Raw genomic sequence first — 25,592 nt, 5'->3', positions numbered from 1 at the left:
CGAGGGGATCAGCTCGTCGTGGTGTCGTAGCGCGACCGCAGCAGCGCCAGCAGGTCGTCGGTGGGCTCGGCGCCGGCCGCGACGGCGGCGTGCACGTCCCGGAAGTACTGCTCGTACCCGGCAGGGGTGTACAGGCACAACGCCCGCGCCGGCTCCGTGCCGCTGTCGTTGCGGTAGCCGTGTGCGGTGCCCCGCAGGGCGGCCGCGACGTCCCCGGGGCCGAGGACGACGTCGTCCCCGGCGGTGCTCAGCGTCAGCTCCCCGGACAGGACGACGAAGTACTCGTCGTGCGCACCGTGCACGTGCGGCCGCGCACCGAGCGTGCCGGGCGGGAGCACGAACTCCTCCAGGCCCAGACGCCCCTCCGTGTGCTCGGCGGTGAGGGCGAACAGGTGCCGGATGCCCCCGACGTCGAGCAGCTCGCCCGCACCGCTGCGGACCACCACCGGCTGCCCTGCTGTCCCCGGCACGGTCAGTCGCGGGGCAGCAGGCGGTGCAGCTGGGTGACGTGCCGGGGCTCGAGCTCGGCGATCGAGCTGACGCCCAGCAGCCGCATCGTGCGCACGATCTCCGTGCGGAGGATCTCGATGGCGCGGTCCACGCCCTCCCGGCCGCCGGCCATCAGGCCGTACAGGTACGCCCGGCCGATGAGGGAGAAGGAGGCGCCCAGCGCGCAGGCAGCCACGACGTCGGCGCCGTTCATGATCCCGGTGTCGACCATGACGCAGGCGTCGTCCCCGACCTCCTTGCGCACCGCCGGCAGCAGGTGGAACGGCACCGGGGCCCGGTCCAGCTGCCGCCCGCCGTGGTTGGACAGCACGATCCCGTCGACCCCGGCGTCGAACAGCTTCGCGGCGTCGGCCACCGACTGCACGCCCTTGACCACGAGCTTGCCCGGCCACATGCCCCGGACGACGTCGAGGTCCTCGTAGCTGATGGTCGGGTCCATCGCCCAGTCCAGCATCTCCGCGACCGTGCCGCCGGTGCTCGACAGCGAGGCGAACTCCAGCTTGGGCGTGGTCAGGAAGTCCCACCACCACCAGGGCCGCACGGCGGCGTTGAGCACCGTGCCGGCGGTCAGCTGCGGCGGGATGGAGAACCCGTTGCGCTTGTCCCGCAGCCGAGCCCCGGCGATCGGGGTGTCCACGGTGAAGTGCAGGGTGTCGAACCCGGCAGCCGCGGCCCGCTCGACCAGCCCGTAGGAGATCGACCGGTCGCGCATCACGTAGAGCTGGAACCAGTTGCGGCCGTGCGGGTTGGCCGCCTTCACGTCCTCGATCGTCGTGGTGCCCAGCGTGGACAGCGTGAACGGGATCCCCGCGGCGGCCGCGGCGCCGGCCCCGGCGCTCTCGCCCTCGGTCTGCATGAGCCGGGTGAACCCGGTGGGCGCGATGCCGAAGGGCAGCGCGCTGGGCCCGCCCAGGACCTGGACCGAGGTGTCGACGTCGACGGCGGGCCGCAGCACGTCGGGGTGGAATTCGACGTCGGCGAAGGCCTGCCGCGCCCGGGCCAGGGACAGCTCGCCCTCGGCGGCGCCGTCGGTGTAGTCGAACGCCGCCCGCGGGGTGCGCCGCTTCGCGATCGTGCGCAGGTCGGCGATGGTCAGCGCGGCGTCCAAGCGGCGGCGCTTGCCGTTGAGCTCGGGCTTCTTGAACTTCACGAGCTCCAGGAGCTCGGCCGGACGGGGGGCCTGACGGCGGGTGCGTGTCATCACGGGACCTCGGGGTGGTCGGGACGGGGGACGTGCTCGGTTCCGGGGAGCGGGCGCACGGGCGGTGCCCGGCCCGTCGAGGACTCCCGGACCACGAGCACCGGCTCGAAGACGAGCTGTTCGTGGACGTGGTCCGTGCCCCGGGTGGCCTCGTCCAGCAGCAGCTGGGCGGCGCGCCGGCCCAGCTCCCGTCGGGGCTTGCGGACCGACGTCAGCGGCACGGCGGCCGCCGCGGCGAAGTCGATGTCGTCGTAGCCGACCAGGGCGAACTCCGCGGGCACGGCCACGCCGTGCCGGTGCAGCTCCTGCAGCATGCCCAGCGCCAGGAGGTCGTTGGCGCAGACCGCCGCGGTGGGCCGGACGTCGGCGGGCATGGCGTTGATCGAGGCGGCGGCCTCCCGGCCGGCCTCGACGGTGAGACGGGACGGGGAGAACACGATGAGCGCGTCCTCGCTCCCCCGGGCCTCGCGCACGGCGGCCACCACCCCGGCGTGCCGTTCCTCGACCTGGGGCAGCCCGGAGGCACCCCCGACGAAGGCGATCCGCCGGTGCCCGCGCTCCAGCAGGTGGTCGGCGGCCAGCCGGCCACCCAGGACGTCGTCCACCGCGACCGTGCACTGGCCGGGCCCGGATGCCCGGCGGTCCAGCAGCACCACCGGGGTGCCCCGCCGGCGCAGCGCGGCCAGGTGCGGGGACAGCTCGGCGGTCGGGGTGATGAGCACGCCCTGCACCCGCTGCTCGGCGAGCAGGTCCAGGTAGGCGGCCTCCTTGCCCGGCAGGTCGTCGGAGTTGCACAGGATGACCGACAGGCCGGCCTCGTTGGCGACGTCCTCGACGCCGCGGGCGACGTCGGTGAAGAAGGGGTTGGCGATGTCCAGCACGACCAGTCCGATCGTCCGGCTCCGCCCGGCTCGCAGCTGGCGGGCCGACTCGTTGCGCACGAAGCCCAGCTCGGCGATCGCGGCCAGCACCCGCTCGCGGCTGCCGGCGCTCACCTGGTCGGGCCGGTTGAGCACGTTGCTGACCGTGCCCAGCGAGACCCCGGCCCGGCGGGCGACGTCGCGGATGCTGGCGGTCAGCGGGACTCCTCGAAGGCCGTGGCGGGGACCGGTTGACCCCGGACCAGTGTCGATCCTAGTGTGCGGCACACCACTTGTGAAACGATTCAGAGGACGTCTGTTGCCCCGCGTGTGCTTCACCCTCCAGGTACGCCCCGAGCGGCTGGCCGACTACCGGGCCGCGCACGCCGCGGTCTGGCCCGAGATGCTCCAGGCCCTGCGCGACGCCGGGTGGCGGGACTACCAGCTCTTCCTGCGGGCCGACGGTCTGCTCGTCGGCACCGCCGACGTGGACGACCTCGACGCCGCCCAGGCCGCCGTCGGCGCCACGGAGGTCAGCGCCCGCTGGGAGGCCGCCATGGGCCCGCTCTTCGTGCCCGGCACCGGCGACGGCAGCGACAAGGCGCCCCTGGAGCTCGTCTTCGACCTGGACGCCCAGCTCGACACCACCCCGACCCCCGAGGAGACCCCGTGACCAGCCCCGACCGCCGCGAGCACGCCAAGCAGGTGCTGCGCGAGCAGCGCATCGAGACCCCCTCGTGGGGCTACGGCAACTCCGGCACCCGCTTCAAGGTCTTCGCCCAGGCCGGGGTGCCCCGCACGCCGGAGGAGAAGATCGACGACGCGGCCACCGTGCACCGCTTCACCGGCGTCGCCCCGCTGGTCTCCCTGCACATCCCGTGGGACCGGGTCGAGGACTACGCCGCCCTGGCCGCGCACGCCCAGGAGCGCGGCGTGCAGCTCGGCGCGATCAACGCCAACGTCTTCCAGGACGACGCCTACCGGCTCGGCAGCGTCTGCAACCCCGACCCGGCGGTGCGCCGCAAGGCCACCGACCACCTGCTCGAGTGCATCGACATCATGGACGCCACCGGCTCCGACGACCTCAAGCTGTGGTTCGCCGACGGCACCAACTACCCCGGTCAGGACTCCATCCGGGAGCGCCAGGACCGGCTCGCCGAGGCCCTCGCCGAGACCTACGCCCGGCTGACCGGGGAGCAGCGGCTGCTGCTGGAGTACAAGTTCTTCGAGCCGGCCGTCTACACCACCGACGTGCCCGACTGGGGCACCTCGTTCGCGCACTGCGTCGCCCTCGGCCCGCAGGCCCAGGTCGTGCTGGACACCGGGCACCACGCCCCCGGCACCAACATCGAGTTCATCGTCGCCACCCTGCTGCGGCACGGGCGGCTGGGTGCCTTCGACTTCAACTCGCGGTTCTACGCCGACGACGACCTCATGGCCGGCGCCGCCGACCCGTTCCAGCTCTTCCGGATCATGCACGAGCTGGTGCAGGCCGACGCGGTGTCCGGGGTGCCGGCCACCGGGTCCTCGACGGGCCAGCCGATCTCCTTCTTCCTCGACCAGTGCCACAACATCGAGCCCAAGGTCGCGGCGATGATCCGCTCGGTCACCAACGTCCAGGAGGCCACCGCCAAGGCCCTGCTGGTCGACACCGAGGCGCTCACCGCGGCCCAGCGCTCGGGCGACGTGCTGGCGGCGTACTCGATCGTCAAGGACGCCTACGACACCGACGTCCGGCCGCTGCTGGGCGACCTGCGCGAGGACCTGGGGCTGGACCCCGACCCCTCGGCCGCCTACGCCCGCTCCGGGTACTTCGAGCAGGTCGCGGCCGAGCGCGTCGGCGGTGAGCAGGCCGGCTGGGGCGCATGAAGAAGGACCTCCTGCCCCCCACCACGGCCTCCGGCCGCGGCGGGACCCTGCAGGAGGCCGGACGGCCCCGCCTCCCGATGGGAGACGGGGCCGTCTGCGTTCCGTGGGTCAGCGCAGGAAGGCCGCCGCCACCCCGGAGTCGACCGGGACCAGCAGCCCGGTGGTGACGGCGAGGGTGCCGTTGGTCAGCGCGAGCACCGCCCCGGCGACGTGCTCGGGGAGGACCTCCTCCTTGAGCACGGTGCGCGAGGCGTAGTACTTGCCCAGGTCGTCCTCCTGCACGCCGTAGGTGGCCGCCCGGGAGGCGCCCCAGCCGCCGGAGAAGATCCCCGAGCCGCGGACGACGCCGTCGGGGTTGATCCCGTTGACCCGGATGCCGTCCTCGCCCAGCTCGGTGGCCAGCAGCCGCACCATGTGCGCCTGGGCGGCCTTGGCCGAGGAGTAGGCCAGGTTGTTCGGACCGGCGAACACCGCGTTCTTCGAGCAGATGTTGATCACGTCGCCGCCCAGGCCCTGCCCGCGCAGGACGACCGCGGCGGCCTGGGTGACCACGAAGCTGCCCCGGGTCATGACGGCGAACTGGGCGTCCCAGTCCTTCAACTCCGTGTCGGCCAGCGACCCGGGCTTCACGAACCCGGCGTTGTTCACCACGATGTCGATCCCGCCCAGGGCGAGCACCGCCTGCTGCACACCGGCGGCGACGGCCGCCGGGTCCGAGACGTCCATCCGGACGGCGACGGCACGGTCGGGGCCCCCGAGCTCGGCCACGACCTCCTCGCTCTTGGCCAGGTCCAGGTCGGCGACGACGATGTCGGCGCCGTGCTCGGCGAGCAGCCGGGCGGTGGCCAGGCCGATGCCCGACGCCGCCCCGGTGACCAGCGCGATCCGGCCGGAGAGGGCCTTGGGCTTGGGCCGGCGGGCGAGCTTGTCCTCCTCCAGCTGCCAGTACTCCACGGCGAACTTCTCCGCCTCGCTGATCGGGGCGTAGCTGCTGACGCCCTCGGCGCCGCGCATCACGTTGATCGCGTTGACGTAGTACTCCCCCGCGACCCGGGCCGTCTGGTGGTCGGCGCCGAAGGAGAACATCCCGATGCCGGGCACCAGCACGATCGCCGGGGCCGAGCCGCGCATCGCCGGGGACTCCGGCTTCGCGTGCCGCTCGTAGTAGGCGCTGTACTCGGCCTGGTACTCGGCGAGCAGCTCGACGAGGCGGGCCTCGACGTCGGCCAGCGGGGCGTCGACGGCGGTGTCGAGCACCATCGGGCGGATCTTGGTGCGCAGGAAGTGGTCCGGGCAGGAGGTGCCGAGCGAGACCAGGTGGTCGAGCTTCTCCCGGGACATGAAGTCCAGCACCACGTCGGAGTCGGTCAGGTGGCCGACCTGCCGGCTGCTGGCCGAGGCGACCCGGCGCAGCAGCGGGAACAGCTCGGCGGCCCGGGTGCGCCGCACCTCGGTGGGCTGGGCCTCGCGGCCGGCGACGACGGGGCCGAACGGCTCGGCCACCGAGCGGGCGGCGAGGAACTCCGCGGCCTGGTCGATGATGCCCAGCGCGCGCTCCTGGGCCTCCGCGGAGGTGGCGCCCCAGCTGGTCAGGCCGTGCCCGCCGAGCACGGCCCCGATGACCTCGGGGTCCTGGGCCAGCGCGGACACCTGCCGGCCCAGCTCCCAGCCCGGGCGCTTCCAGTCGACCCAGGCGACCTTCCCGCCCCACAGCTCGGCCACCAGGGCCGGGCCGTCGGCGGCGCAGGCCAGCGCGGTGACCGAGTCGGGGTGCAGGTGGTCGACGTGCGGGCAGTCGACCAGACCGTGCATCGGGGTGTCGATGGACGGCGTCGCACCGCCGGCGCCGAAGGCGGCGTGCGGGAAGAGCCCGACCATCTCGTCCTCGTGCTCGACCCCGCGGTACACGTCGTCCAGGGCGAGGAACGGCTCGCGGCGCAGCACGGCCAGCCCCTCGGCGCGCAGGGTGCCCAGGTCGCCCCCGGAGCCCTTCACGTAGACCAGTTCGACGTCCTGGCCGGTGGCCGGGCTGGTCACGGTCACCTTCACCGAGGTGTTGCCGCCGCCGTAGTTGGTGACGGTGGGGTCGCTGCCGTAGCGGTGGGACCGGGCCAGGAGTTCCTGGACGCCCTCGGGCAGGGAGGTCATCGTGTCGTGCTCCGTCCTGGCGGCGGGGCCGCCTGTGGGGGTCTGGGGGTGGGCGGTGCTCACGCGGGCACCGCAGGCGGGAGGAGGTGGGGGTCGAGCAGCCCGCGGGAGCGCAGCTCGGCGAGGAGGCGCTGGTAGCCCTCCTCCAGCCCGGCGACCTGGGCGGGGTCGGGGTCGACCACCAGCTCCGGACGCACCGCGCGGGAGGTGACGTCACCCAGGGCACGCCCGGCGACGGGTTCCAGCGCGGTCGCGGCGAGCAGGGCGGCCCCGGACCCGCTGCTGGGCTCGGCGGGCCGGGTGACCGGCCGACCGAGCACGCTGGCCCGGACGACCAGCCACTCGCGGGATCCGCTTCCGCCGCCGACCACCCGGTGGTCGGTGCTGGCCACGCCGAGGGCGGCCAGCCGCTCGAGCCCGAGCCGCTCGACGAACGCGACGCCGTCCAGCTCGGCACGGTGCCGGGCGACCGGGTCCGCGGTGTCCGCGCCGGGGCCGACCAGGAACGCGGTCACGTCCGGGTCGGTGAGGGGGAAGCGCTCGCCGCGCCGGGGCGGAGCGGGCAGCGGGTAACAGGTGAGCGGGGACGGACCGGCGGCCAGCGCCGCGGCGTCCAGGCCGGCGAGGTCGTCGTCGGCGGTGAGCGTGCCGGCCCCGGTGTTCGAGGCGCCCCCGGGCCACCAGCTGCCGTCGGGCGCGAGGTGGGAGTAGACGCCGGCGGTGGCGACCTCGTGGTCGCTGACCCCCTTGAGCACCAGGGTGGTGCCCAGCACGCCGATCGTCTGGCCGGGCAGGACGGCGCCGGCGGCGATCTGCGCGGTGCAGCCGTCGGTCATCCCGGCGACGACGACCACCCCCGGCGGCAGCCCCAGCCCGGTGGCCACCGCCGGCAGCACGGTGCCCACGGGCGTGCCCGGCCGCACCAGCGGGGGCAGGCAGGAGGCCGGTACCCCCGCGGCGGTGAGGACGTCGGGCCAGCTGCCGGCAGCCGCGTCGATGCCTGCCTTCAGCGCGTGCGAGGTGTCGGTGACCAGCTCCCCGGTCAGCGCGGCGACCACCAGGTCGGGCACGTGCAGGTAGCGGCGTCCCGGGGCCGGGGCCGTGCCCGGCTGCCCCAGCAGCCAGAGCAGCCGGCCGATGGTGGACGAGGACCCGGCCGGACCGCCCAGGGCGGCCTCGGCCAGCCCCCGGCCCCGGTCGTCGGAGTAGAGCAGCGCCGGACCGACGGGACGGCCGGTGTCGTCGATGGCGACCACGCTGCCCGAGGTGCCGGTCACCGAGAGCGCAGCGACCGCCGCGGCCCGGGGACCGAGGTCCCGGACGACCTGGGACAGCGCCATGAGGGCGCCGGCCGCGTGCCCGGGGTCCTGCTCCACCCAGCCCGGTCGCGGGGTGCGCGGGGCGCCGAGCGGGCCGGTGGCCCGGGCGAGCACCCTGCCGTCCGAGGCGTCGACGGCGACCACCCGCACGGCGGCGGTGGCCAGGTCCACCCCGAGGACGACGGGGCCGGCTGCAGACACCTCAGACCCCCGCGGGGTGCAGCAGCAGGTCGGCCAGCCCGGTCAGCCCGCGGACGGCGAGGTCGGGCTCGGCCAGCTGCTCGGGGGTGGGGTGGTCGGGGGCCTCGCCGCGCAGCACCCACACGGTGCCCAGGCCGAGGGCGGCGGCGGGCCGGACGTCGGTGTCCAGCCGGTTGCCGACGTGCACCGCGTGCGCGGGGTCGGTGCCGGCCTGCGCCAGCGCCCACCGGAAGAGCTCGGGGCTGGGCTTCTCGTGCCCGACGATCGCCGAGACGCCCCAGACGTCGACGTGCTCGGCGACGCCGTCGCGGGTGAGCGCGTCGACGACGGTGGCCTCCTGGTTGGCCAGGACCCCGACCACCACGTCGTCGGGGAGTGACTCCAGGAACGGCAGCACGTCGTCGTAGGCGGTGCCCGCCGGGTGCAGCCAGTGCTCCCGGGTGCGCTCGTGCAGCTCGCCGCGGGCCGCGGGGTCGCCCAGCAGCTCGGTGGCCAGCGCGGTGCGCAGCGACCCGCCCTGCGCGGCCCGGATCCGGTCGTAGACGGCGCGGAACGCGGCCCGCTCCACCGCGGGCTGCCCGGCGGCGGCGCGCATCTCGTCGAGGGCGGTGAGCACGGCGGCCACGAAGTTCTCGTCGTCGTAGACGGGCCCCCCGACGTCGAGGAACACCGCCCGCAGCTCGGCGGGCAGGGTCACAGCACGCCCCCGGCGAGGTTCCGCCGGCGCTCCTCGATGTCGTCGCGGGCGAAGAACTCCTCGACGGAGTCGGTGGGCAGCGGGGCCACACCGCCGGCCGCGTAGGCCGCCGTCCGCACCTGGGCGCCCTTGACCGCCATCTGCGAGACGCCCTCGATGCCGGCCGGGGTCGGCGCGTGCGCGACGATCCCGTGATTGCCCAGCAGCACCAGCTGCGGCAGCTCGCCGTGGGTCTCCCAGTGCCGGGTCAGGCCCTCCAGGTAGACCCGGCCGAGCTTCACACCGGGCTGGGCGTAGGGCACGAACAGCGGGCGGCCGATGACCACGGCCTCGTCGGAGTAGACGAACCGGTCGTAGGCGGTGGCGGCGTGCACGCTGGCCAGCAGCGCCACCACCGGGGTGGGGTGGGTGTGCCCGACGAACGCGGTGGGGGCGAACGCCTGGGCCGCGACGTGCACCAGCGTCTCGATCGAGGCGCGGCGGCGGCGGCCCTCGTGCTCCCCGGCGTCCAGGGCGGCGGTCAGGTCGGCCTGGGTCGAGCGGGGGTCGCGCATCAGGTCGACCAGCGGCTGCACGTCGACGACGACGAAGTCCTCGGCCGTCGACGTCCGCATGTTCGACCCGGAGGCCTTGACGACCACCCGGCCGTCGGCGAGCAGCTGGGAGGTGTTGCCCTCGGCCAGGATCACCAGGTCGCGGGCGGGTTCGCCGAGGTCACGGGTGAGCTGGACGAGTTCGGGGCTGACGAGTGAGGGGTCCCACGTCGCGGTCACTGGGTGCCTCCGTAGCGGCGGTTGGTGATGCCGTTGAGGAGCGCGGCGAAGACGAGGACGGCGCCGAGCGCCAGGAGCTGGAGCTGGCTGCCGGTGTTGCCCGGGACGGCGAGCAGGATCCCGGCGTTCAGCCAGACGATGAGCAGGGCGGCGAGCACGACGCCGGCGACCCGGCCGATGCCGCCGGTGATGGCGACGCCGCCCAGGACGGCGATGGTGATCGCGGGCAGCGCCATGCCCGTGCCGGAGACCCCGGCGTCGGGCCGGGCGGAGGCGAACTGGGCGACGGTGACCACCGCGACGAGGCCGGAGATGGCGCCCGCGGCGACGTAGGCGGTGAACCGGGTGCGGCGGACGTCGATGCCGGTCCACTCGGCGGCCACGTCGTTGGTGCCCACCGCGTAGAGCCGGCGACCCCAGGTGGTGCGGGCCAGCACCAGCCACACCACGATCACCGTCGGGATCAGGAAGGTGAAGATGCCCAGCGGCACCCGGGGGAAGGACTCGGGCAGGAACGGCAGCTGCACGGTCGCGGCCGTGGAGTAGAGGTCCTGGATCGGCTGGGTGCTGATCGGCTGCTGGTCGTTGATCACCAGGGCCAGGGACCGGAAGGCGTAGTACGTGGCCAGCGTGGTGATCAGTGCCGGGAAGCCGACGTAGGCCACGAGGACGCCGTTCAGGGCGCCGCAGAGCGCACCGAAGGCGACCGCCAGCAGCAGCGCCGGGAACAGCGACCAGCCCCACTCGCCGTAGGCGAAGCCGAACACCATGCCGGTCAGCGAGACGATCGCGCCGACCGACAGGTCGATGCCGCCGCGGCCGGAGGTGATGACCAGCAGCTGGGCCAGGCCCAGCAGCACCAGCGGCACGAGGTTGATCAGCGTGGAGGCCATGTACGACGGGCTGTACGGGGCGCTGAGGTAGTTGTTCTGGCTGAGCGTCGTCATGGTGAGCACGACGGCGACCAGCAGCAGCACGAGCAGGGCGATCCGCTGGGTCAGCGCGATCTTCAGCAGCCGGGCACCGAGCGAGGGCCCGCCGGGCGCGGCCTTCTCGGTGACGGGAGCGGGAGCGATGGTGCTCATGAGGTCCTCCGGGTCCGCTGGCGGACGATGTCGGCGCCGACGGCGATGACGATGAAGATCCCGACGAACAGGTCGGACAGCTGGGACTGCCAGCCGAGCTGCGTGACGCCGGTGCTGACGGTCTGGACCAGCAGCGCGCCGAGCACGGTGCCCAGCACCGACCCGCGACCGCCGGTGATCGAGGTGCCGCCGATGACCACGGCGGCGATGACGGCGAGCTCGGTGCCCGCCCCCACCGACGCGGCCAGGCTCGAGGTGCCCTGGGCGATCACGAAGCAGGCGGCCAGCCCGGACAGCAGGCCGGTGAGCACGTAGGCCAGCAGCACCCGGCGACGGACCTGCACCCCGGCGAGCCGGGCAGCGACGGCGTCCCCGCCGATGGCGTAGAAGTGCCGCCCGCCGGCGGTGTGCCGCAGGTACCACCAGGCGGCCGCGGCGATCACCAGCATGATCAGGAAGCTGTGCGGGACGCCGAGGGTGCGGCCGGCCTCGCCGCGGCCGAAGAAGGCCAGCGTGGCGGGGATGCCCTCGACGGTGGAGGAGCCGAAGAACTGCAGGCCGAGGAACTTGAAGAGGTTCAGCGTGCCGAACGTGATGATGATGGCCTGCACCCGGCCGTAGGCGATGAGCACGCCGTTGACCAGGCCGAGCACCCCGCCGACGACGACGGAGAGCAGCACGGCCAGCGGGAGCGACAGGCCGTTGCCGACCAGCGCCTGGGCGGTGACCACCGAGGACACCATCACCACGCTGCCGACCGACACGTCGATGCCGCCGGTGATGATCACGATGGTCATGCCGACGCCGATCAGCGCGATCGGGCTCATCGAGACCAGCAGCGGGATGATCGAGCCGCTGGTGAAGAACGCCGGGGTGGCCAGGCTCAGCGCCAGCCACAGCGCCGAGATCACCACGATCAGCACGACCTCCTGGCCGGTGACCGGGCTGGGCAGCACCCGACCGCGGGCCTTCGCCTCGTGCGTCACCTCGCCGACCGGGCCGGCGGGTGGGGTGGCGGTGGGGGCGCTCATGCCGGCACCCCCGCCTCGTCCACGGCGCCGGCGGCGGCGGCCAGCACGTCGACCTGGGTGGCGCCCGGGCCGAACTCGACGGTGGTGGTCCCGGCCCGGACGACCTGCAGCCGGTCGGAGATGCGGATGGCCTCGGCGAGGTCGGAGGTGACGATCAGCACGGCGGTCCCGTCGTCGGCGAGTTGGGTGATGATGCGGTGGATCTCCTCCTTGGCCCCCACGTCGACGCCCTGGGTGGGCTCGGCGAGGACCAGGAGACGGGGGCGTTCGACGAGCTGGCGGGCCAGCACGACCTTCTGGGCGTTGCCGCCGGAGAGCATCGAGACGGCCTGCTTCTCGTTCGGCGTCTTGACCGACAGCCGGGTGATCGAGGAGCGGGCGACCTCGCGCTCCTTGCGGCGGTCCAGCCAGCCCAGCCGGGACAGCAGCGGCAGGTGGCCGGCGGAGATGTTGAAGGAGATGGGCTGGAAGCCGAACAGGCCCTGCTGCTTGCGGTTGGCCGGCAGCAGCGCGATGCCCAGCTTCTGGGCCTGCCGCGGGGAGCGCGGGCTGACCTCGCGGCCGTCGATGACGATCGAGCCCGACGTCGCCCGGCTCATCCCGTAGACCGTCGCGCCGATCTCGGCCACGCCGGAGCCGACCAGGCCGTACAGGCCGACGATCTCCCCCGGCCGGATCGTCACGTCGACGTCGTGGAACCGGCCCGCCAGGCCCAGGCCGCGCAGCTCCAGCCGCGGCTCGCCCTCGGGCACGGTGCGCTCGTGGCGGGCGTCGTCCAGGATGCCGCCGACCATCAGCTCGACGATCTTCCGGACGGTCAGCTCGCCGATCGGGTGGGTGCCGATGGTCTGCCCGTCGCGCATGACGGTGACGGTGTCGGCGATGGTGAACAGCTCGTCGAGCCGGTGCGAGATGTAGATGATCGAGACGCCGGAGGCGGCCAGCCGACGGACGACGCCGAAGAGCACCTCGACCTCGGTGTCGGTGAGGATCGCCGACGGCTCGTCGAGGATCAGCACCCGGGCGTCCCCGGCGAGGGCCTTGGCGATGGAGACCTGCTGCTGCTCGGCGATCGAGAGCTGTCCGACGGCGACCGTGGCGTAGCGCCCGGGCAACCCGATCAGCTCGAGCAGGTCGACGACCTTCGCGTTCTGCGCGGCCCAGTCGATCCGGCCGCCGCGGGTGAGCTCGCGGCCGGTGAAGACGTTCTCGGAGACGGTGAGCTCGGCGAAGAGCTGCGGCTCCTGGTAGACGGTGGCGATGCCCAGGGCCATCGCGTCGCCGGTGGTGGCGATGCTGGCCGGGGCGCCGTCGAACTCGATCGTGCCGGTGTCCGCCGTCTCGGCGCCGGACAGGATCTTGATCAGCGTGGACTTGCCGGCGCCGTTCTCCCCGACCAGGGCGTGCACGCTGCCGGCCTCGACCCGCATGTCGGCGTTGCGGATGGCGCGCACCGCGCCGAAGCGCTTGGCGACGCCGGCGACCTCGAGCCGGGCGGGCGTCGCGGGAGCGGGGTCTGCGGTCATGTCCGGGGGTCCTCCGGGGGTGGTCTCTGGGGTGGGTGGTGCCCCGTCGTGGGCGGGCCGGTCGGCCCGCCCACGACGGGTGGTGCTCAGTAGTCGAAGTCGCCGACGTTGTCCGAGGTGATGACCAGCGGCGGGCCGAGCAGGAGGGTCTTCGTGGCCTCGTCGTACTCGATCCCGGAGAGGTCGGAGTTGACGTCGTTGGTGGCCTCGAAGGCGGTGCCCTCGGCGAGCTGGGTGCCGGCCCAGGCGGTCAGGTAGCCCAGGTTCTGCACGTCCCACAGCACGCTGGCCGAGGAGGAGCCGTCCTCCAGGTAGTCGGCCATCGACATGGGCGTGCCCAGGCCGACGGTCGAGACCTGGCCGACGCGGCCGGCGTCCTGCACGGCCTGCGCGACGCCCGGGGCGGCCGAGGTGCACTCGCCGACGAGGCCGGTCAGGGTCGGGTCGGCGTTGAGCAGGTCGGTCGCGATCTGGGTGGCCGCGGCCTGGTCCTCACCGGCGTAGACGACGTCGGTCAGCTCCACGTCGGGGTACTCCGAGGCGGTGTACTCCCGCTGCACCTCGATCCAGCTGTTGAGGTTCTCGGCCGTCTCACCGCAGGAGACGATGGCGTAGCGGCCGCTGCCGCCCATGGCCTCGACGATCTGGTCGGTGAGGGTCTCGCCGATGCCCTGGGCGGTCGCCTGGTTGACGAAGACCTCGCGCACCGAGTTGGGGGCGTCGGTGTCGGTGGTGCCGACGGCGATCCCGGCGTCGCGCGCCTCCTGGAGCAGCGGGGCCATCGAGTCGGGGTCGTTGGGGGCGACGAAGAGGACGTCGACGCCCTGCTGGATGAACGAGCGGACGATGTCGGCCTGCGCGGCGGCGTCGGCCTCGACCGGGCCCTGGTACAGCCAGGTGCAGCCGAGCTCCTCGCAGGCGGCCTCGCCGCCGGCGTTCATGGCCTCGAAGTAGGGGATGCCCTGCAGCTTGGGGACGTAGGCGACCGTGGGGCCGCTGGCGTCGCCGCCGCCGGAGCCGCTGTCGCCGCCGGCCGAACCGCCGTCGCCCTGCCCGCAGGCGGTGAGGGCCAGGGACAGGCCGATCCCGGCCACCAGGCTCTTGTAGTGCACTGCCTTCATGATCACTCCATCGTGAAAGCGGGGTGTCCCCGCTGAGGGGCCGCCACCTGTGGGCTGGCGGGTGGGTCTCCCGGGCACTGGCTCCCCGGGTGGTCTGGGTCAGGGACTGCGGAGTCCCCGGGCGTGGTCGTCGCGCTCCACCAGGTCGCGCAGCCGCGCGGCGGCTGCGTCCCAGCGGTCGTCGGGACGTGGTTCGTGGGTGCGCAGCTCGGTCGAGGCGGCGACGACGCGGCGCAGGTCGGCCAGGTCGGCGAGCTCGCCCAGGGAGATGAGCTGGACCCCGGCGTTGCCCAGCGCGGTGGCCTCGACCGGCCCGCAGTGCACCGGGAGCCCGGTGGCGTCGGCGGTGGCCTGGGCCAGCAGCCGGTGGTTGGCCCCGCCGCCGGTGACGTTCACCGAGGCGGGCGCCTGCCCGGTCACGGTGGCGACGTCCTCGGCGGTGAGCCGGTAGGCCAGTGCGAGGCTGTCCACGACGCAGCGGGCGACCGCACCGACCCCCTCGGGCACCGGGTCGCCGTGCCGGGCGCAGTAGGCGCGGATCCGGGCCGGCATGTCACCGGGGGCCAGGAAGTCCTGGGCGTTGACGTTGACGATGCTGCGCAGCGCCGGCTCGGCCGCGGCGAGCTCGGCGATCTCGGCGTAGTCCAGGTCGGGTCCCTCGGCGGCCCACTGCCGTCGGCACTCCTGCAGCACCCAGAGGCCCATCACGTTGCGCAGCAGCCGGGTGGTGTCGGCGTACCCGCCCTCGTTGGTCAGGTTCGCCGCCAGGGTCCCCGGCGTGATCAGCGGGGTGTCGCGCTCGACGCCCATCAGCGACCAGGTGCCCGAGGAGATGAAGAGCCCACCGGGGGTCGCGAACGGGGTGCCGACGACGGCCGCGGCGGTGTCGTGGCCGGTGGGCGTGATGACCCGGGTACCGGCCAGCCCGCGGTCGGCCAGGGCCCCGGTGACCGGGCCCAGGTCCGTGCCGGGGTCCACGACCTCGGGGAAGAGCCGGGCCGGGATGCCGAGCGACTCGGCGACGTCGGTGGCCCAGGCCCGGGTGTCGCTGCGGTAGAGCCCTGAGGTCGACGCCGCGGTCGACTCGGTGACGCGGGTGCCCGAGAGCAGGTGGTGGAAGACGTCCGGGATCATCAGCAGCGTCTGCGCCCGGTCCAGCCGGTCGGTGTGCGCGGCGTCGTCCATGAGCGCGAAGACCGTGTTGATCTCCATGGTCTGGATCCCGGCGGCGCCGTAGAGCCGGTCGGCGCCGATCCGGGCGACCGCCTCGCGCATGGCCCGGGCCTGGCGGGGGTCGCGGTAGCAGGTGGGCTGGTCGACCAGCGACCCGTCGGCGGCGAGCAGGCCGTAGTCGACGCCCCAGGTGTCCACCCCGACCGAGGCGACCGGGGTGTGTGCGGCGAGGGCCGCCAGCAGGTCCGCCACGTGCGTCCAGAGGGTGTCCACGTCCCAGCGCAGCAGGCCGTCCGCGGCCACCGTGGCGCCGTTGGCGAAGCGGCCCTCGACGTCCAGGTGCAGCCTCGCACCGTCGAACGTGGCGGCGACGACCCGACCGCTCTCGGCCCCGAGGTCGACGGCGGCAACGGTCCTCCCCGCGGTCATCGGAGGGCCTCGAGCTCTACGGCGTGCACGGGCACGCCGGCGTCCTTGACCGCGGCGGCGGCCGCGGGGTCGACGCCGGAGTCGGTGTAGACGGCGGTGAGCCGCTCGACCGGGACGCAGGTGTGGATGGAGAAGCTGCCGAACTTGCTGGCGTCGAGCAGGCCGTAGACCTCGTCGCACGCCTCGGCGAGCTGGGCCTTGGCGGCGGCCTCCTCGCCGGCCAGGTCGAGCAGGCCGCGCTCGGCGGAGATGCCGTGCCCGCCGAGGAAGCCGCGGTCGATCCGGCCGCGTCCGGCCAGCACGTCGCCGACGTGGCCGACCAGCGAGCGGGCCGAGCGCCGCACGACCCCGCCGGGCATGACGATCGTGGCGTCGGTGCGCTCGCTGAGCAGCGTCGCGGTGGGCAGGCTGGTGGTGACGACGACGAGGCCGCGCCGGTCGACGAGCTGCGCGGCGAGGTACCAGCACGTGGTGGAGGAGTCCAGGGCGATGACGTCGCCGTCGCGGACCAGCGGCGCGACTACTTCGGCGATGGCCGTCTTGGCCGCCTGCCGGTGCCGCAGCCGGGTCTCGAAGGCGCCCTCGTCGGCGGTCCGGGTGGAGACGGCGCCGCCCCGCACCCGGCGCAGCGCGGCCCGCTGCTCGAGGGCCTCGAGGTCCTTGCGGATGGTCACCGTGGAGACGCCCAGCTGGGTCGCGAGGTCGGTCACCTGGACGCGTCCCCGGCTCTCCAGCTCGTTGAGGATCACCTCCGAGCGGGCGAACTCGTCCAGTGCGACCACGGTGCGGGGGTCCTCTCGGCCGGGGGGCTGCGTGAGCTGGGTCTCTGTGACCCAGGGCGCAATCTACGAGTGACCGAAAGCGAACGTCAAACAACGAAAGCATCACGAAAGCCTGGTGCTTGTCGTGCGAAAGCCTCGACTTGCGGACGTCGCCCCGACCGGGGACCGACGCCTCGGGAGGCGGGCGGTCGGGTCAGCGAGGGCCCGGGTCGGACGGCACCACGGGTCCGGCCAGGAGCCTGCGCAGGACGCTGGCGGCGCCGGCAGCCGTCTCCTCCTCCACGGGCCCGGAGGCCAGCCGGCTCAGGACCAGCGACCGGAGGAAGAAGACCGCCACCGCGGTCGGCTCCGTGCCACCCACCGTCTCGCCCCGGTCGCCCGCGCGGCCGAGCAGCTCGCGCAGGACCTGCTCCGCCGGGCCGTCCAGCGCGTCCCGGAAGGCGGAGCGGACCCGGTCGTCGGGCACGCCCACCAGCGCGCCGACCGCCCGCTCGGGCGTCGACAGCGGTCGGGTCAGGAACACCGACAGCTGGGCCACGTCCGCGGTCATGGACCCCTGGTCGGCCGGGCAGGCCAGGAGCCGGGTCCTGGACACGACCTCCGCGGCCGCGGCGACCACGTCGGGCCACCGCCGGTAGAAGGCCGCCTTCCCGGCCCCCACGTCGGTGGCCAGTCCGTCCGAGGACAGGGCCCGCAGGCCGCGACGGGCCAGCAGCTCCTCGACCGCCACCAGGAACCGCTCGGTCAGCTCCGGGCTCCGCGGTCGCCCCCGCCGGCGCCCGGTGGCCACCTCCCTCCCGCAGCCCGGGGGCGGGGCGGCCGCGTCGGCGGGGCCCTGCAGGGGGCTCACCGGTCGTCGACGGCGTCGCGGGTCATCACCTCCCCACCGTGGCGGGTGCTCTCCCGGCCGACGATCCCTTCGACGCCGGTCGACGGGTCCCCGGTGACCGCCGCGGCGCCGACCTCCGGCGCCGTCCGGGCGGAGGCGCCGGTCGGTGCGGCCGAGACGCTTCGACGACGGTCGAAGGGTTCTCCCCCGGCGCGGTCGCCGGTCATGATGAGCGGTCTGCAGGTGTCGATCCCACGACCTGGGAGGTCAGATGGCGGTCATCGTCGACATGACCGAGCTCGAGGCCGCTCCGGAGATCATCCACCGGCCGGGGCTCACCGCGCACTCGCTGCTGCGCCGCATGTGGCTGCAGGACAGCAGCGTGCCCACCGGCATCCGGCACGGCATCACCTCCCTGGTGGGCCGCGAGCTGCTGACGGCGTACGCCCCCCTGCGGCTCAGCGCGGACCCGTTCTTCCCCGAGGCGATGGCCCCGGTCGTCGCCGACACGTCCCACTGGGTCCAGGAGATGGCCGCCGCCGTGGCCGACGCCGATCCCGATGCGGTCGCCGAGCGCATCCACGACCAGTACGCGGGCCGACCGCCCGCGCGGTGGTCGGCCGCCGCCGAGGACCCTCGAGCCTGGCTCGGTGCCGTGGCCGGCACCCTCACGGCCGCCTCCCCCGTGCTGTCGGTCGCCTGGGACCGCGCCCGCGCCCGGCTCGACGTCGAGGGGCCGTTGATCGCCGCCGCGCTCCGGGAGTCGGCCTTCCCGGTCGTGCTGGGATCGCTGTCCCGGCACGTCACCGTCCGGGACGGTGAACTGCGGATGCCCTACCTCCGGGACGTGCGGCCGTTCGCGCCGCCGCGGCGGCTGCGCCTGGCGCCCATGCTGAGCGGGCCCGACGCCTGGAGCGTCACACCGGACGACGCGGACTGCCTGTGCCTGGGCTACGCCGTCCGGGGGGCCCTGCCGGCCGTCAGCCAGGAGACGTACCTGCCCCGCCGCGACCCCCTGGTGATCGTCATGGGCGCCGCCCGCGCCCAGCTGCTGCGCGCCCTGGACCGGCCGAGGACGGTCGGGGCCCTCGCCCGGACGCTGGACAAGGCGCCGAGCACCGTCAGCCACCACTGCAGCCGTCTCCGCGACGCCGGGTTGGTGGAGACCGTGTCCCACGCCAAGCAGACGTGGGTGGTGCGCACGGCCCGGGGCAGCGCCCTCTGCGGCCTCCTCGACCGGTGACCGCGCAGCGGGGACCGGCCCAGGAACAGGACGAGCCTGGTCAGACCGGGGTCTGACCAGGCTCTGCTGCTCCCCCGTCTGGACTCGAACCAGAAACCGTTCGATTAACAGTCGAATGCTCTGCCAATTGAGCTACGGGGGAAGGCGTCGTGCGCGGGACGAGATTACCCCACGGCAGCCGCCTCCCCGGGAGGGGCCCCCGCGGGTGTCGGGCCGGTAGCGTCGGCGGTTTCCCAGCCCCCACCCAGGAGGTCCCTCGTGGCCAAGCTGTCCTTCCTCGCCGGCTTCGGTGCCGGCTACGTGCTGGGTGCCAAGGCCGGCCGCGGCCGGTACGACCAGATCCGCCGCGCCTACGACCACGCCAAGGACGACCCGCGGCTGCAGTCGGCCGCCGGCGTCGCGCAGGCCCAGGCCCAGGCGGCCGTCAGCTCCCTCGTCGGACGACGGGGTGGGTCCGAGCGGCCCTGAGGCGTCAGCGGCTGGCGTCGTCGGAGTCCACGGCGGCGGCCAGCCGCTCCCGGGCGACCTGCCGGGCGGCAGGGTCGTCCCGGTCGGCGTCGTCGTCGAACACCACGCTCCACTCCCGGGCGGCCTGACCGGGCACCCGACGGGCGACCAGCACCACACCGCCCCCGGCGGGCAGCGGGTGCCGCTGGCTGGCCACGACGGTCTGGTCCACCCGACGGCGCACCACCGCGGGCAGCTCCCCCGCGTCGCTGAGCACGTGCCGGATCACCGCGCCGCGGGCCTGCACCCCGGGCTCCACCTCGACCAGCGGGGTGACGGCGAACGTCCCCCCGGTGGCCGCGGCCGCCCAGCGGGCGTGCCCGACCAGGTGCCACGGCAGCAGGTCCGGTGCGCCGTCGTCGGGTCCGGCCGGCACCGCGCGCAGGCCGGCCGACGTGGCGGCCAGCCAGCCCCCGGCCGACCGCACGCCCCAGGCCAGCACGTCCTCGGCACCCGCGGCCGCGGCGACCTGCTCGGGCGGTCGCCCGAAGCGCTGTCTCAGCCGGGCCAGCGGGTTCACCCGACCACGCCGCCCATGGCCCGCTCGCGCAACGACCGGGCCTCCTGCTCCAACGCGACGAGCTGGCCGAACACCCGGGTGTACTCCTCGGGGGCCTCGACCGGGTTCATCCGCTGCAGCTTGCCCTTGGCCACGGCCACCCGGCGGACGGCGTGCATCTCCAGCAGCCGGGCGACGACGGCCTGCACGTAGCCGCTGTCCACCTCCTCGCCGGGAGCCATCATCGGCTCGACGGCGAGCTCGGTGAGCAGCGCCTGGGCGCTGTCCCGGTCGCAGTGCTCGCGGACGACGTCCAGCCACGCCATGCCGGTGATCGTCGCGGCCGCGGCGCCCCCGGTGGCGGTGACCGCGGCGGCGATCGCGGCGTAGTCCGGGTGCGTCCAGGCCGCCTCGGGGACGGCGTCGAACGCCGGCCCGGCCAGTTCCGGCGACTGCAGGGCGGCCTTGACGGCCTCGCGCTCGATGAAGAACGCGGCGTCGTCGGCGGACCGGGTGGGCGCCTTCTGCCGCGGACGGGGGCCCGCCGTCGGCTTGTCCTCCCCCGTCGCCGCACGCACCCGGGCCAACACCTCGGCCTCGTCGGTGTTGCCCAGCATCCCGGCGAGCTGGCGGGCGTAGGCCGGGCGCAGCGCGTGGTCCTTGATCCCGGCGACCATCGGCACGGCCTTCTCCAGCGCCTGCACCCGGCCCTCGACGGTGTCCAGGTCGTAGCCGGCCAGCGTCGTCTTCAGCACGAAGGCGATCAGCGGCACCCGGCGGGCGACCAGGTCGCGCACGGCGGTGTCACCGTGCGCCTGGCGCAGCTCGCAGGGGTCCATGCCCTCCTGCTCCACGGTGACGAAGGTCTGGCCGACGAAGCGCTGGTCCTCGGCGAAGGTCTTCATCGCCGCGGCCTGGCCGGCGGCGTCGCCGTCGAAGCAGTAGACGACCTCCCCGCGGAACTCGTCCTGGTCCATCAGCAGCCGGCGCAGCACGTTGATGTGCTCGGCGCCGAACGCGGTGCCGCAGGAGGCGACCGCGGTCGTGACGCCGGCGATGTGGCAGGCCATCACGTCGGTGTAGCCCTCGACCACCACGGCCTGGTGCCGGCGGGCGATGTCGCGCTTGGCCCGGTCGACCCCGTAGAGCACGGTGGACTTCTTGTAGAGCGGGGTCTCCGGGGTGTTGAGGTACTTGGGGCCCGGGTCGTCGTCGGCGAGCTTGCGGGCGCCGAACCCGATGACGTCACCGGTGATGTCCCGGATCGGCCACAGCAGCCGGCGGTGGAACCGGTCGATGTAGGAGCCCCGGCTGGACTGCTTGCTCAGCCCCGCCAGCTCCAGTTCCTCCTGGCTGAACCCGGCCTGCCGCAGGTGCTTGGTCAGGGTGTCCCAGCCGGCGGGGGCGAAGCCGCAGCCGAAGTCCGCGGCCATCTCCCGGGTGAACCCGCGCTGGGCCAGGAAGGTGCGGGCGATCGAGGCGTCCGGGGTGGCCAGCTGGGACTGGTAGAAGTCCGCGGCCGCGGTGTTGGCCGCCACCAGCCGGGCGCGCTGTCCGGCCGCTGCCCGGTTGGGCGCCCCGGTGGGGCGCCCGCCGTCGTCCTCGTACTGCAGCTGGACGCCGGTCCGGCCGGCCAGCAGCTCGACGGCCTCGCTGAAGGTCAGGTGGTCGATCTTCTGCACGAAGGAGATGACGTCGCCGCCTTCTCCACAACCGAAGCAGTTCCCGGTGAGGATGTTGTCCTCGAGCGTGAACGCATGGGTGCCGGGGACCTCGGCGCAGAAGACCTCTTCCACCCGGTCGGACCACTCCACCGACCGGACGACCCAGTTCTTGCGCTCGTACTTCTTGGTCCGCCCGATGTGCCGCTCCCGGTGCTGGCGGAGCAGGAAGAAGGACTCGGGCAGGCCCTTGGTCATGAAGCGGACGTTGTAGATGTCGCTCATCACGCCGTCGATGCCCAGCCGGGTCTGCTTGGCGACACCGAAGGTGCCGATGCCCAGGCGGGTGCACAGCGTGCGGACGTACTCCAGGTTCGCGGGGTCGGCCGAGTTCAGGACGGCGTCCCCGTCGTCAGCGACGCACCCGTCGGCGGCGAAGTAGCCGGCCAGCCACCCCAGGAGGTACGAGGCGTCCTCGTCCAGGGCCGGCCGTTGCTCCTTGAAGTAGGCAGGCAGGCCGTAGTAGCGGGTGCCCCGCTCCTCGGACCACGATCGACACCCGTCGAAGTAAGGCGCGAGTTCGGCGTCCTTCTCCCCGTAGAGGACGGCGATCGAACCGGCCCCTGCCCGGGTGCCGTCGCCGTAGACCAGGCCACGTGCGATGCCGAAGGGCGAGGGGCGGGTGGCCGGGTTGAGCACCCTGCTCATGGGGAACGAGTGCGAGAGGCGGTCGCCCGGCCGGAGGTCAGTCGTCAGCTTCTCCCGGCGGTTCTGCCGGAGAGCCCCCGAGGGCACGAACCACCGGTGCTCGTCGGTGGCGAACAGCTCTTTCACCCGTCCGTTCCGGGTCACCGTCACCCTCATCAGGCGCTGCTCGCCGTAGGAACGGAAGGGGGCCTCGACCCAGCCGCCGTTCCCGTTGAGCACCCGGACGGTCTTCCCGGCCAGTTCCCGGATAGGAACGGTGCCGTCCTCCGTCAGCACCCCGGTCTCGCCCGCCAGGCAGTGGAAGAGGTTTCTCGTCGGGGTGACCTGGAAGGACGGGGACTTCTCGTCGTGGAAGGGACACAGGCCCTTCAGCGATCCACCGCCGGCGCGCTTGAGCTGCAGGTGCTCCCCGACGATCTCGTCGATCTTGCTGCGCTCGCGCACGGTGGCGATGTCGGCGGCGCGGATGCGGCCGCGGCGTTCACCGGCCATCAGACGTCCGTCCCGTGCGCTGCGGCCCTGCTCAGCTCGAGCACCGTTCCCCCTCCCGGACGGCCCGACCCGGGTCGCCGTCCCCATCATCCCGCGCGGGGACGACGACGTCACGGCGGTGTCCACACCGGTCAGGTGGCAGCAGCAGCCGCCGCCTGGTTGTTGCGCCGGGTGAAGGTGAAGTCGAGCCAGACCAGGAACACCGCGTGGTGCAGCGGGACGTCCTCGCGCAGCGTCAGGGTGGGCGTGGGGCTCCAGAAGCCGATCCGCCCGCTGGTGCCGATCTGCTGGCCGTCCACGGTCCACACCCGGTTGCGGGCCCCGCCCTGGACCTGGACGAGCACGCCCTCCAGGTCGACCTCGTGGCGGGAGGTCCAGAACGAGGTGCGGACGGCGCGCATCCGCGTGGTGTGCTCCGGGTCGGCCGACAGCCGCGCCCCGAGGTCCCCGGTCTCCTTGCCGAACACCCACTCCTGACCACCGACCAGGGCCCGGGCGCGTTCCCGCCAGAACCCCTGCTCCAGGGTCGCGACCACCACTCCCCCGGTCGCCGCCTTGTCTCCGTCCCCGCCGGCGACGACGGCACGCACGCCGGCCTCCATCCCGCGGTGCCCGGCGCCGGTGAGCGTGTAGAGCGTCACGAGATGCCCGGTGCCCCGGCCACGCTCTCCCCGGTCGCCCGGTACAGCAGGTAGGCCGCCGTCTCGCGCAGGATGTAGCGGAACTGCACGGCGCGGGTCTGCACGGCCGGGCCCTGCCGGGTCGGGGAGCTGCTGGCCTCCATGCCGGAGTCCTCGGCCATCCGCTCCGCGCGCATCGCGTGCCAGGGGTCGGTGACCAGCACCGCGGTGGACCAGCCGCGCTCGTCGAAGGCGGAAGCGACCTCGCGCATGCTCTCCAGGGTGTCCACGCCCTCGGGGACGGCGAGCAGCCCGTCGTCGGGGACCCCGGCCGCGGCGAGGTAGTCCCGGCCGGCCTCGGCCTCGCTGAACACGTCGCCCTCGGCCCGGCCGCCCACGGTCACCACGACCGGGGCGACGCCCTGCTCCCACAACGCCAGCGCGTGCTCCAGCCGGGCCTCGAAGATCGAGCTGGGCACGCCGTTGTACTGCGCGGTGCCCAGCACGACGATCGCGTCGGAGGTGGGCTGGGAGTCCTGCCGCGCCGTCCACCAGATCGCGGTGGCGGTGGAGACGACGACCAGGCCCGCGGCGAGCACGAGGGCGCCCACCGTGCGCGAGACGAAGCCACCGATCACGGGTCATGGGTACCACGCGACCCTGACGGTCCCGGGGAGGTCAGCTCCCCGCGCAGACCTTCGGACCGTCCTCGGCGACGAGGGTCAGCTCGCTGGTGGTCACCACGCCGTCGTCGTCCCAGCGGACGGTCACCGTGCGGGCCTGGACGCCGTCCAGCTCGGCCTCCGTCGCCGTCCCGACCTGCGGGGTGCCGGCCCGCAGGTAGTCCGTGGCGACCTGGCTGGCGTCGATCCGGTCCTGCTCGGCGTCGCAGAGCAGGCCCCACGCGGTCTCCTCGTCCCCGGCGACGAGCGCCCGGGTGAACACGTCGGCGACCTGCTCGACCTGCTCCTCCGGGGAGCCCTGCAGGGCGTTGAGGCTGAACACCGCGGCGACGGCGACCACCACGGTGCCGCCGCCGATGGCCAGCAGCAGGCCCTTGCGGGAGCGGCCGGCACCGGCGTGCAGCGGCTGCGGGTCGTCGTCGTACAGGTAGGGCTCGCTCATCCGCCGCTGACCTCCAGCTCGGCACCGCGCGGGGGCCGGGGGTCGTCCCGGTCGCCCTCGAGCCAGCCCTCGGGGAGGGCGACCGGCCGCGGCGGGGTGGTGCGCCCACGGGGCGCGCCGAGCACGGCGGTCGGATAGGGCTGGTCCTCGATGCCGGCCAGCAGCTCGGCGAGCTCGTCCAGGGAGCTCACCATCGCCAGCGCCCGGCGGGTGTCCGAGCCGACCGAGAAGCCCTTGGTGTACCAGGCCACGTGCTTGCGGAAGTCCGAGCAGCCGTGCTGCTCACCGTGCTCGGCGGCCAGCAGGGTGGCGTGCCGGTGCATCACCGCGGCCACCTCGCGCATCGTCGGCAGCGCCCGCTGCGGGGAGCCGGCGAACGCCGCGGCGAGGTCGCCGAACAGCCACGGCCGGCCCAGGCACCCGCGGCCCACGACGACGCCGGCGCAACCGGTCTCGGCCACCATCCGCAGCGCGTCGTCGGCCTCCCAGACGTCGCCGTTGCCGAGCACCGGGATGTCGACGGTCTCCACGAGCCGGGCGATGTGCGACCAGTCCGCCGTCCCGCTGTAGAGCTGGTCGGCGGTGCGCCCGTGCAGGGTGATCGCGGCGGCGCCGGCGTCCTGGGCGATCCGGCCGGCGTCGAGGTAGGTGTGGTGCGCAGGGTCGATGCCCACCCGGGTCTTCACCGTGACCGGGACGTCCCCGGCGGCCCGGACCGCGCGGGAGACGATGTCGCCGAACAGCCGCCGGCGCCAGGGCAGGGCCGAGCCGCCGCCCTTGCGGGTGACCTTGGGGACCGGGCAGCCGAAGTTGAGGTCGATGTGCGCCGGGCGCGTGCCGGCGACGCACTCGTCGACCAGCAGCTGCACCGCGCGCTCGACGGTCGCCGGGTCGACGCCGTACAGCTGCACCGAGAAGGCGTCGGCCTCCTCGGTGGTCGCGCGCACCATCCGCAGCGTCTTCTCGTTGCGCTCGACCAGCGCACGGGTGGTGATCATCTCGCAGACGTAGAGCCCGGCCCCGAACTCACGGCACAGCGTGCGGAAGGCCGGGTTGGTGATCCCGGCCATCGGGGCGAGGACGACGGCGGGGTCCACGGTCAGCGCGCCCAGCCGCAGCGGCGCGGGCACGCCGGTGGGGCGTTCGAGGACGGCGGTCACCCCTCGAGGGTAGGCGGGCCGGT

General features: G+C 74.1%; 25 protein-coding genes and 1 tRNA gene. 4 read left to right on the top strand and 22 right to left on the bottom strand.

Annotated features, from left to right (window positions below):
* Positions 1-8: 8 nt before the first annotated feature.
* From F1C76_17540 to F1C76_17530, 3 genes are read right to left on the bottom strand one after another with little or no spacing between them, the layout of a single operon-like run.
* Positions 9-476 carry a cupin domain-containing protein gene (locus F1C76_17540; protein QNG39339.1) on the bottom strand — a complete coding sequence of 156 codons (468 nt, stop codon included), beginning with the start codon at positions 474-476 and terminating at the stop codon, positions 9-11.
* Positions 473-1,711, bottom strand: a complete 1,239-nt coding sequence (locus F1C76_17535) for an alpha-hydroxy-acid oxidizing protein (protein ID QNG38132.1) — start codon at positions 1,709-1,711, stop codon at positions 473-475. The genes F1C76_17540 and F1C76_17535 overlap by 4 nt, the downstream gene beginning before the upstream one ends.
* Complete coding sequence (locus tag F1C76_17530) at positions 1,711-2,778, bottom strand: LacI family transcriptional regulator (GenBank protein ID QNG39338.1); 1,068 nt, start codon at positions 2,776-2,778, stop codon at positions 1,711-1,713. The genes F1C76_17535 and F1C76_17530 overlap by 1 nt, the downstream gene beginning before the upstream one ends.
* A 112-nt stretch (positions 2,779-2,890) precedes the next feature.
* Here F1C76_17530 and F1C76_17525 point away from each other — a divergent pair, with 112 nt between their 5' ends.
* Complete coding sequence (locus F1C76_17525) at positions 2,891-3,244, top strand: L-rhamnose mutarotase (protein QNG38131.1); 354 nt, start codon at positions 2,891-2,893, stop codon at positions 3,242-3,244.
* A gap of 35 nt (positions 3,245-3,279) precedes the next feature.
* The gene (rhaI, locus tag F1C76_17520; protein ID QNG39337.1) at positions 3,280-4,440 is read left to right on the top strand and encodes an L-rhamnose isomerase; all 1,161 of its coding nucleotides are present in this window, start codon (positions 3,280-3,282) and stop codon (positions 4,438-4,440) included.
* Between the two features lie 108 nt (positions 4,441-4,548).
* Here the strand turns inward: rhaI and rhaD are convergent, their stop codons facing one another.
* The 12 genes from rhaD to F1C76_17460 form a co-directional block, all read right to left on the bottom strand.
* On the bottom strand, positions 4,549-6,588 hold the full coding sequence (gene rhaD / locus F1C76_17515; protein ID QNG38130.1) for a bifunctional rhamnulose-1-phosphate aldolase/short-chain dehydrogenase: 2,040 nt from the start codon (positions 6,586-6,588) through the stop codon (positions 4,549-4,551).
* A gap of 59 nt (positions 6,589-6,647) precedes the next feature.
* On the bottom strand, positions 6,648-8,108 hold the full coding sequence (locus F1C76_17510; GenBank protein QNG38129.1) for a carbohydrate kinase: 1,461 nt from the start codon (positions 8,106-8,108) through the stop codon (positions 6,648-6,650).
* A gap of 1 nt (position 8,109) precedes the next feature.
* Positions 8,110-8,805: an HAD family hydrolase gene (locus F1C76_17505; GenBank protein QNG38128.1), complete on the bottom strand. Its 696-nt coding sequence runs from the start codon at positions 8,803-8,805 to the stop codon at positions 8,110-8,112.
* Complete coding sequence (locus tag F1C76_17500) at positions 8,802-9,578, bottom strand: aldolase (GenBank protein QNG38127.1); 777 nt, start codon at positions 9,576-9,578, stop codon at positions 8,802-8,804. The genes F1C76_17505 and F1C76_17500 overlap by 4 nt, the downstream gene beginning before the upstream one ends.
* Positions 9,575-10,663 (bottom strand): ABC transporter permease, encoded by a 1,089-nt coding sequence (locus tag F1C76_17495; protein ID QNG38126.1) that lies wholly within the window; start codon positions 10,661-10,663, stop codon positions 9,575-9,577. Before F1C76_17495 ends, F1C76_17500 begins: the two co-directional genes overlap by 4 nt.
* Complete coding sequence (locus F1C76_17490) at positions 10,660-11,694, bottom strand: ABC transporter permease (protein ID QNG38125.1); 1,035 nt, start codon at positions 11,692-11,694, stop codon at positions 10,660-10,662. The genes F1C76_17495 and F1C76_17490 overlap by 4 nt, the downstream gene beginning before the upstream one ends.
* Positions 11,691-13,220, bottom strand: coding sequence for a sugar ABC transporter ATP-binding protein (locus F1C76_17485; protein ID QNG38124.1), 1,530 nt, complete (start codon positions 13,218-13,220; stop codon positions 11,691-11,693). The genes F1C76_17490 and F1C76_17485 overlap by 4 nt, the downstream gene beginning before the upstream one ends.
* Positions 13,221-13,306: 86 nt before the next feature.
* On the bottom strand, positions 13,307-14,341 hold the full coding sequence (locus F1C76_17480) for a substrate-binding domain-containing protein (GenBank protein QNG38123.1): 1,035 nt from the start codon (positions 14,339-14,341) through the stop codon (positions 13,307-13,309).
* 99 nt (positions 14,342-14,440) lie between these two features.
* Positions 14,441-15,943, bottom strand: coding sequence for a rhamnulokinase (locus F1C76_17475; protein ID QNG38122.1), 1,503 nt, complete (start codon positions 15,941-15,943; stop codon positions 14,441-14,443).
* The gene (locus tag F1C76_17470; GenBank protein ID QNG38121.1) at positions 15,940-16,725 is read right to left on the bottom strand and encodes a DeoR/GlpR transcriptional regulator; all 786 of its coding nucleotides are present in this window, start codon (positions 16,723-16,725) and stop codon (positions 15,940-15,942) included. The genes F1C76_17475 and F1C76_17470 overlap by 4 nt, the downstream gene beginning before the upstream one ends.
* Before the next feature lie 193 nt (positions 16,726-16,918).
* On the bottom strand, positions 16,919-17,575 hold the full coding sequence (locus F1C76_17465; protein QNG38120.1) for a TetR/AcrR family transcriptional regulator: 657 nt from the start codon (positions 17,573-17,575) through the stop codon (positions 16,919-16,921).
* Positions 17,572-17,781 (bottom strand): hypothetical protein, encoded by a 210-nt coding sequence (locus F1C76_17460; protein ID QNG38119.1) that lies wholly within the window; start codon positions 17,779-17,781, stop codon positions 17,572-17,574. Before F1C76_17460 ends, F1C76_17465 begins: the two co-directional genes overlap by 4 nt.
* Positions 17,782-17,825: 44 nt before the next feature.
* Here F1C76_17460 and F1C76_17455 point away from each other — a divergent pair, with 44 nt between their 5' ends.
* Complete coding sequence (locus F1C76_17455; protein ID QNG38118.1) at positions 17,826-18,797, top strand: transcriptional regulator; 972 nt, start codon at positions 17,826-17,828, stop codon at positions 18,795-18,797.
* A 69-nt stretch (positions 18,798-18,866) separates the two neighbouring features.
* Here the strand turns inward: F1C76_17455 and F1C76_17450 are convergent.
* Positions 18,867-18,939, bottom strand: a tRNA-Asn gene (locus F1C76_17450).
* A gap of 116 nt (positions 18,940-19,055) precedes the next feature.
* Between F1C76_17450 and F1C76_17445 the strand changes: the two genes are divergently transcribed.
* On the top strand, positions 19,056-19,265 hold the full coding sequence (locus F1C76_17445) for a hypothetical protein (protein ID QNG38117.1): 210 nt from the start codon (positions 19,056-19,058) through the stop codon (positions 19,263-19,265).
* 4 nt (positions 19,266-19,269) lie between these two features.
* On the opposite strand, the gene F1C76_17440 is transcribed toward F1C76_17445, so the two are convergent.
* The 6 genes from F1C76_17440 to dusB all read right to left on the bottom strand — a co-directional run bounded on the left by F1C76_17440 (position 19,270) and on the right by dusB (position 25,569).
* Positions 19,270-19,824: a hypothetical protein gene (locus F1C76_17440; protein QNG38116.1), complete on the bottom strand. Its 555-nt coding sequence runs from the start codon at positions 19,822-19,824 to the stop codon at positions 19,270-19,272.
* A complete protein-coding gene (locus tag F1C76_17435) occupies positions 19,821-22,664 on the bottom strand; it encodes a DNA primase (protein QNG38115.1) in 2,844 nt (947 codons plus the stop codon). The genes F1C76_17440 and F1C76_17435 overlap by 4 nt, the downstream gene beginning before the upstream one ends.
* 131 nt (positions 22,665-22,795) lie before the next feature.
* Complete coding sequence (locus F1C76_17430) at positions 22,796-23,305, bottom strand: hypothetical protein (GenBank protein QNG38114.1); 510 nt, start codon at positions 23,303-23,305, stop codon at positions 22,796-22,798.
* Positions 23,302-23,919, bottom strand: coding sequence for a YdcF family protein (locus F1C76_17425; GenBank protein ID QNG39336.1), 618 nt, complete (start codon positions 23,917-23,919; stop codon positions 23,302-23,304). Before F1C76_17425 ends, F1C76_17430 begins: the two co-directional genes overlap by 4 nt.
* A gap of 43 nt (positions 23,920-23,962) precedes the next feature.
* Positions 23,963-24,409 carry a hypothetical protein gene (locus tag F1C76_17420; protein ID QNG38113.1) on the bottom strand — a complete coding sequence of 149 codons (447 nt, stop codon included), beginning with the start codon at positions 24,407-24,409 and terminating at the stop codon, positions 23,963-23,965.
* The gene (gene dusB / locus F1C76_17415) at positions 24,406-25,569 is read right to left on the bottom strand and encodes a tRNA dihydrouridine synthase DusB (GenBank protein QNG38112.1); all 1,164 of its coding nucleotides are present in this window, start codon (positions 25,567-25,569) and stop codon (positions 24,406-24,408) included. Before dusB ends, F1C76_17420 begins: the two co-directional genes overlap by 4 nt.
* Positions 25,570-25,592: the final 23 nt, after the last annotated feature.

The sequence above is a fragment of the Geodermatophilaceae bacterium NBWT11 genome (genome assembly GCA_014218215.1).
Lineage (GTDB): Bacteria > Actinomycetota > Actinomycetes > Mycobacteriales > Geodermatophilaceae > Klenkia.
Note: the sequence above shows the minus strand (reverse complement) of the source record. Positions and strands in the feature narration are given on the sequence as shown.

Excerpts from the sequence above, each read along its gene's own strand:
- F1C76_17435 (QNG38115.1), bottom strand. The coding sequence starts at position 22,664 with ATGGCCGGTGAACGCCGCGGCCGCATCCGCGCCGCCGACATCGCCACC.
- F1C76_17490 (QNG38125.1), bottom strand. The coding sequence starts at position 11,694 with ATGAGCGCCCCCACCGCCACCCCACCCGCCGGCCCGGTCGGCGAGGTG.
- F1C76_17485 (QNG38124.1), bottom strand. The coding sequence starts at position 13,220 with ATGACCGCAGACCCCGCTCCCGCGACGCCCGCCCGGCTCGAGGTCGCC.
- F1C76_17495 (QNG38126.1), bottom strand. The coding sequence starts at position 10,663 with ATGAGCACCATCGCTCCCGCTCCCGTCACCGAGAAGGCCGCGCCCGGC.
- F1C76_17480 (QNG38123.1), bottom strand. The coding sequence starts at position 14,341 with ATGAAGGCAGTGCACTACAAGAGCCTGGTGGCCGGGATCGGCCTGTCC.
- F1C76_17420 (QNG38113.1), bottom strand. The coding sequence starts at position 24,409 with ATGAGCGAGCCCTACCTGTACGACGACGACCCGCAGCCGCTGCACGCC.
- F1C76_17455 (QNG38118.1), top strand. The coding sequence starts at position 17,826 with ATGGCGGTCATCGTCGACATGACCGAGCTCGAGGCCGCTCCGGAGATC.
- F1C76_17535 (QNG38132.1), bottom strand. The coding sequence starts at position 1,711 with ATGACACGCACCCGCCGTCAGGCCCCCCGTCCGGCCGAGCTCCTGGAG.
- rhaD (QNG38130.1), bottom strand. The coding sequence starts at position 6,588 with ATGACCTCCCTGCCCGAGGGCGTCCAGGAACTCCTGGCCCGGTCCCAC.
- F1C76_17475 (QNG38122.1), bottom strand. The coding sequence starts at position 15,943 with ATGACCGCGGGGAGGACCGTTGCCGCCGTCGACCTCGGGGCCGAGAGC.
- F1C76_17460 (QNG38119.1), bottom strand. The coding sequence starts at position 17,781 with ATGACCGGCGACCGCGCCGGGGGAGAACCCTTCGACCGTCGTCGAAGC.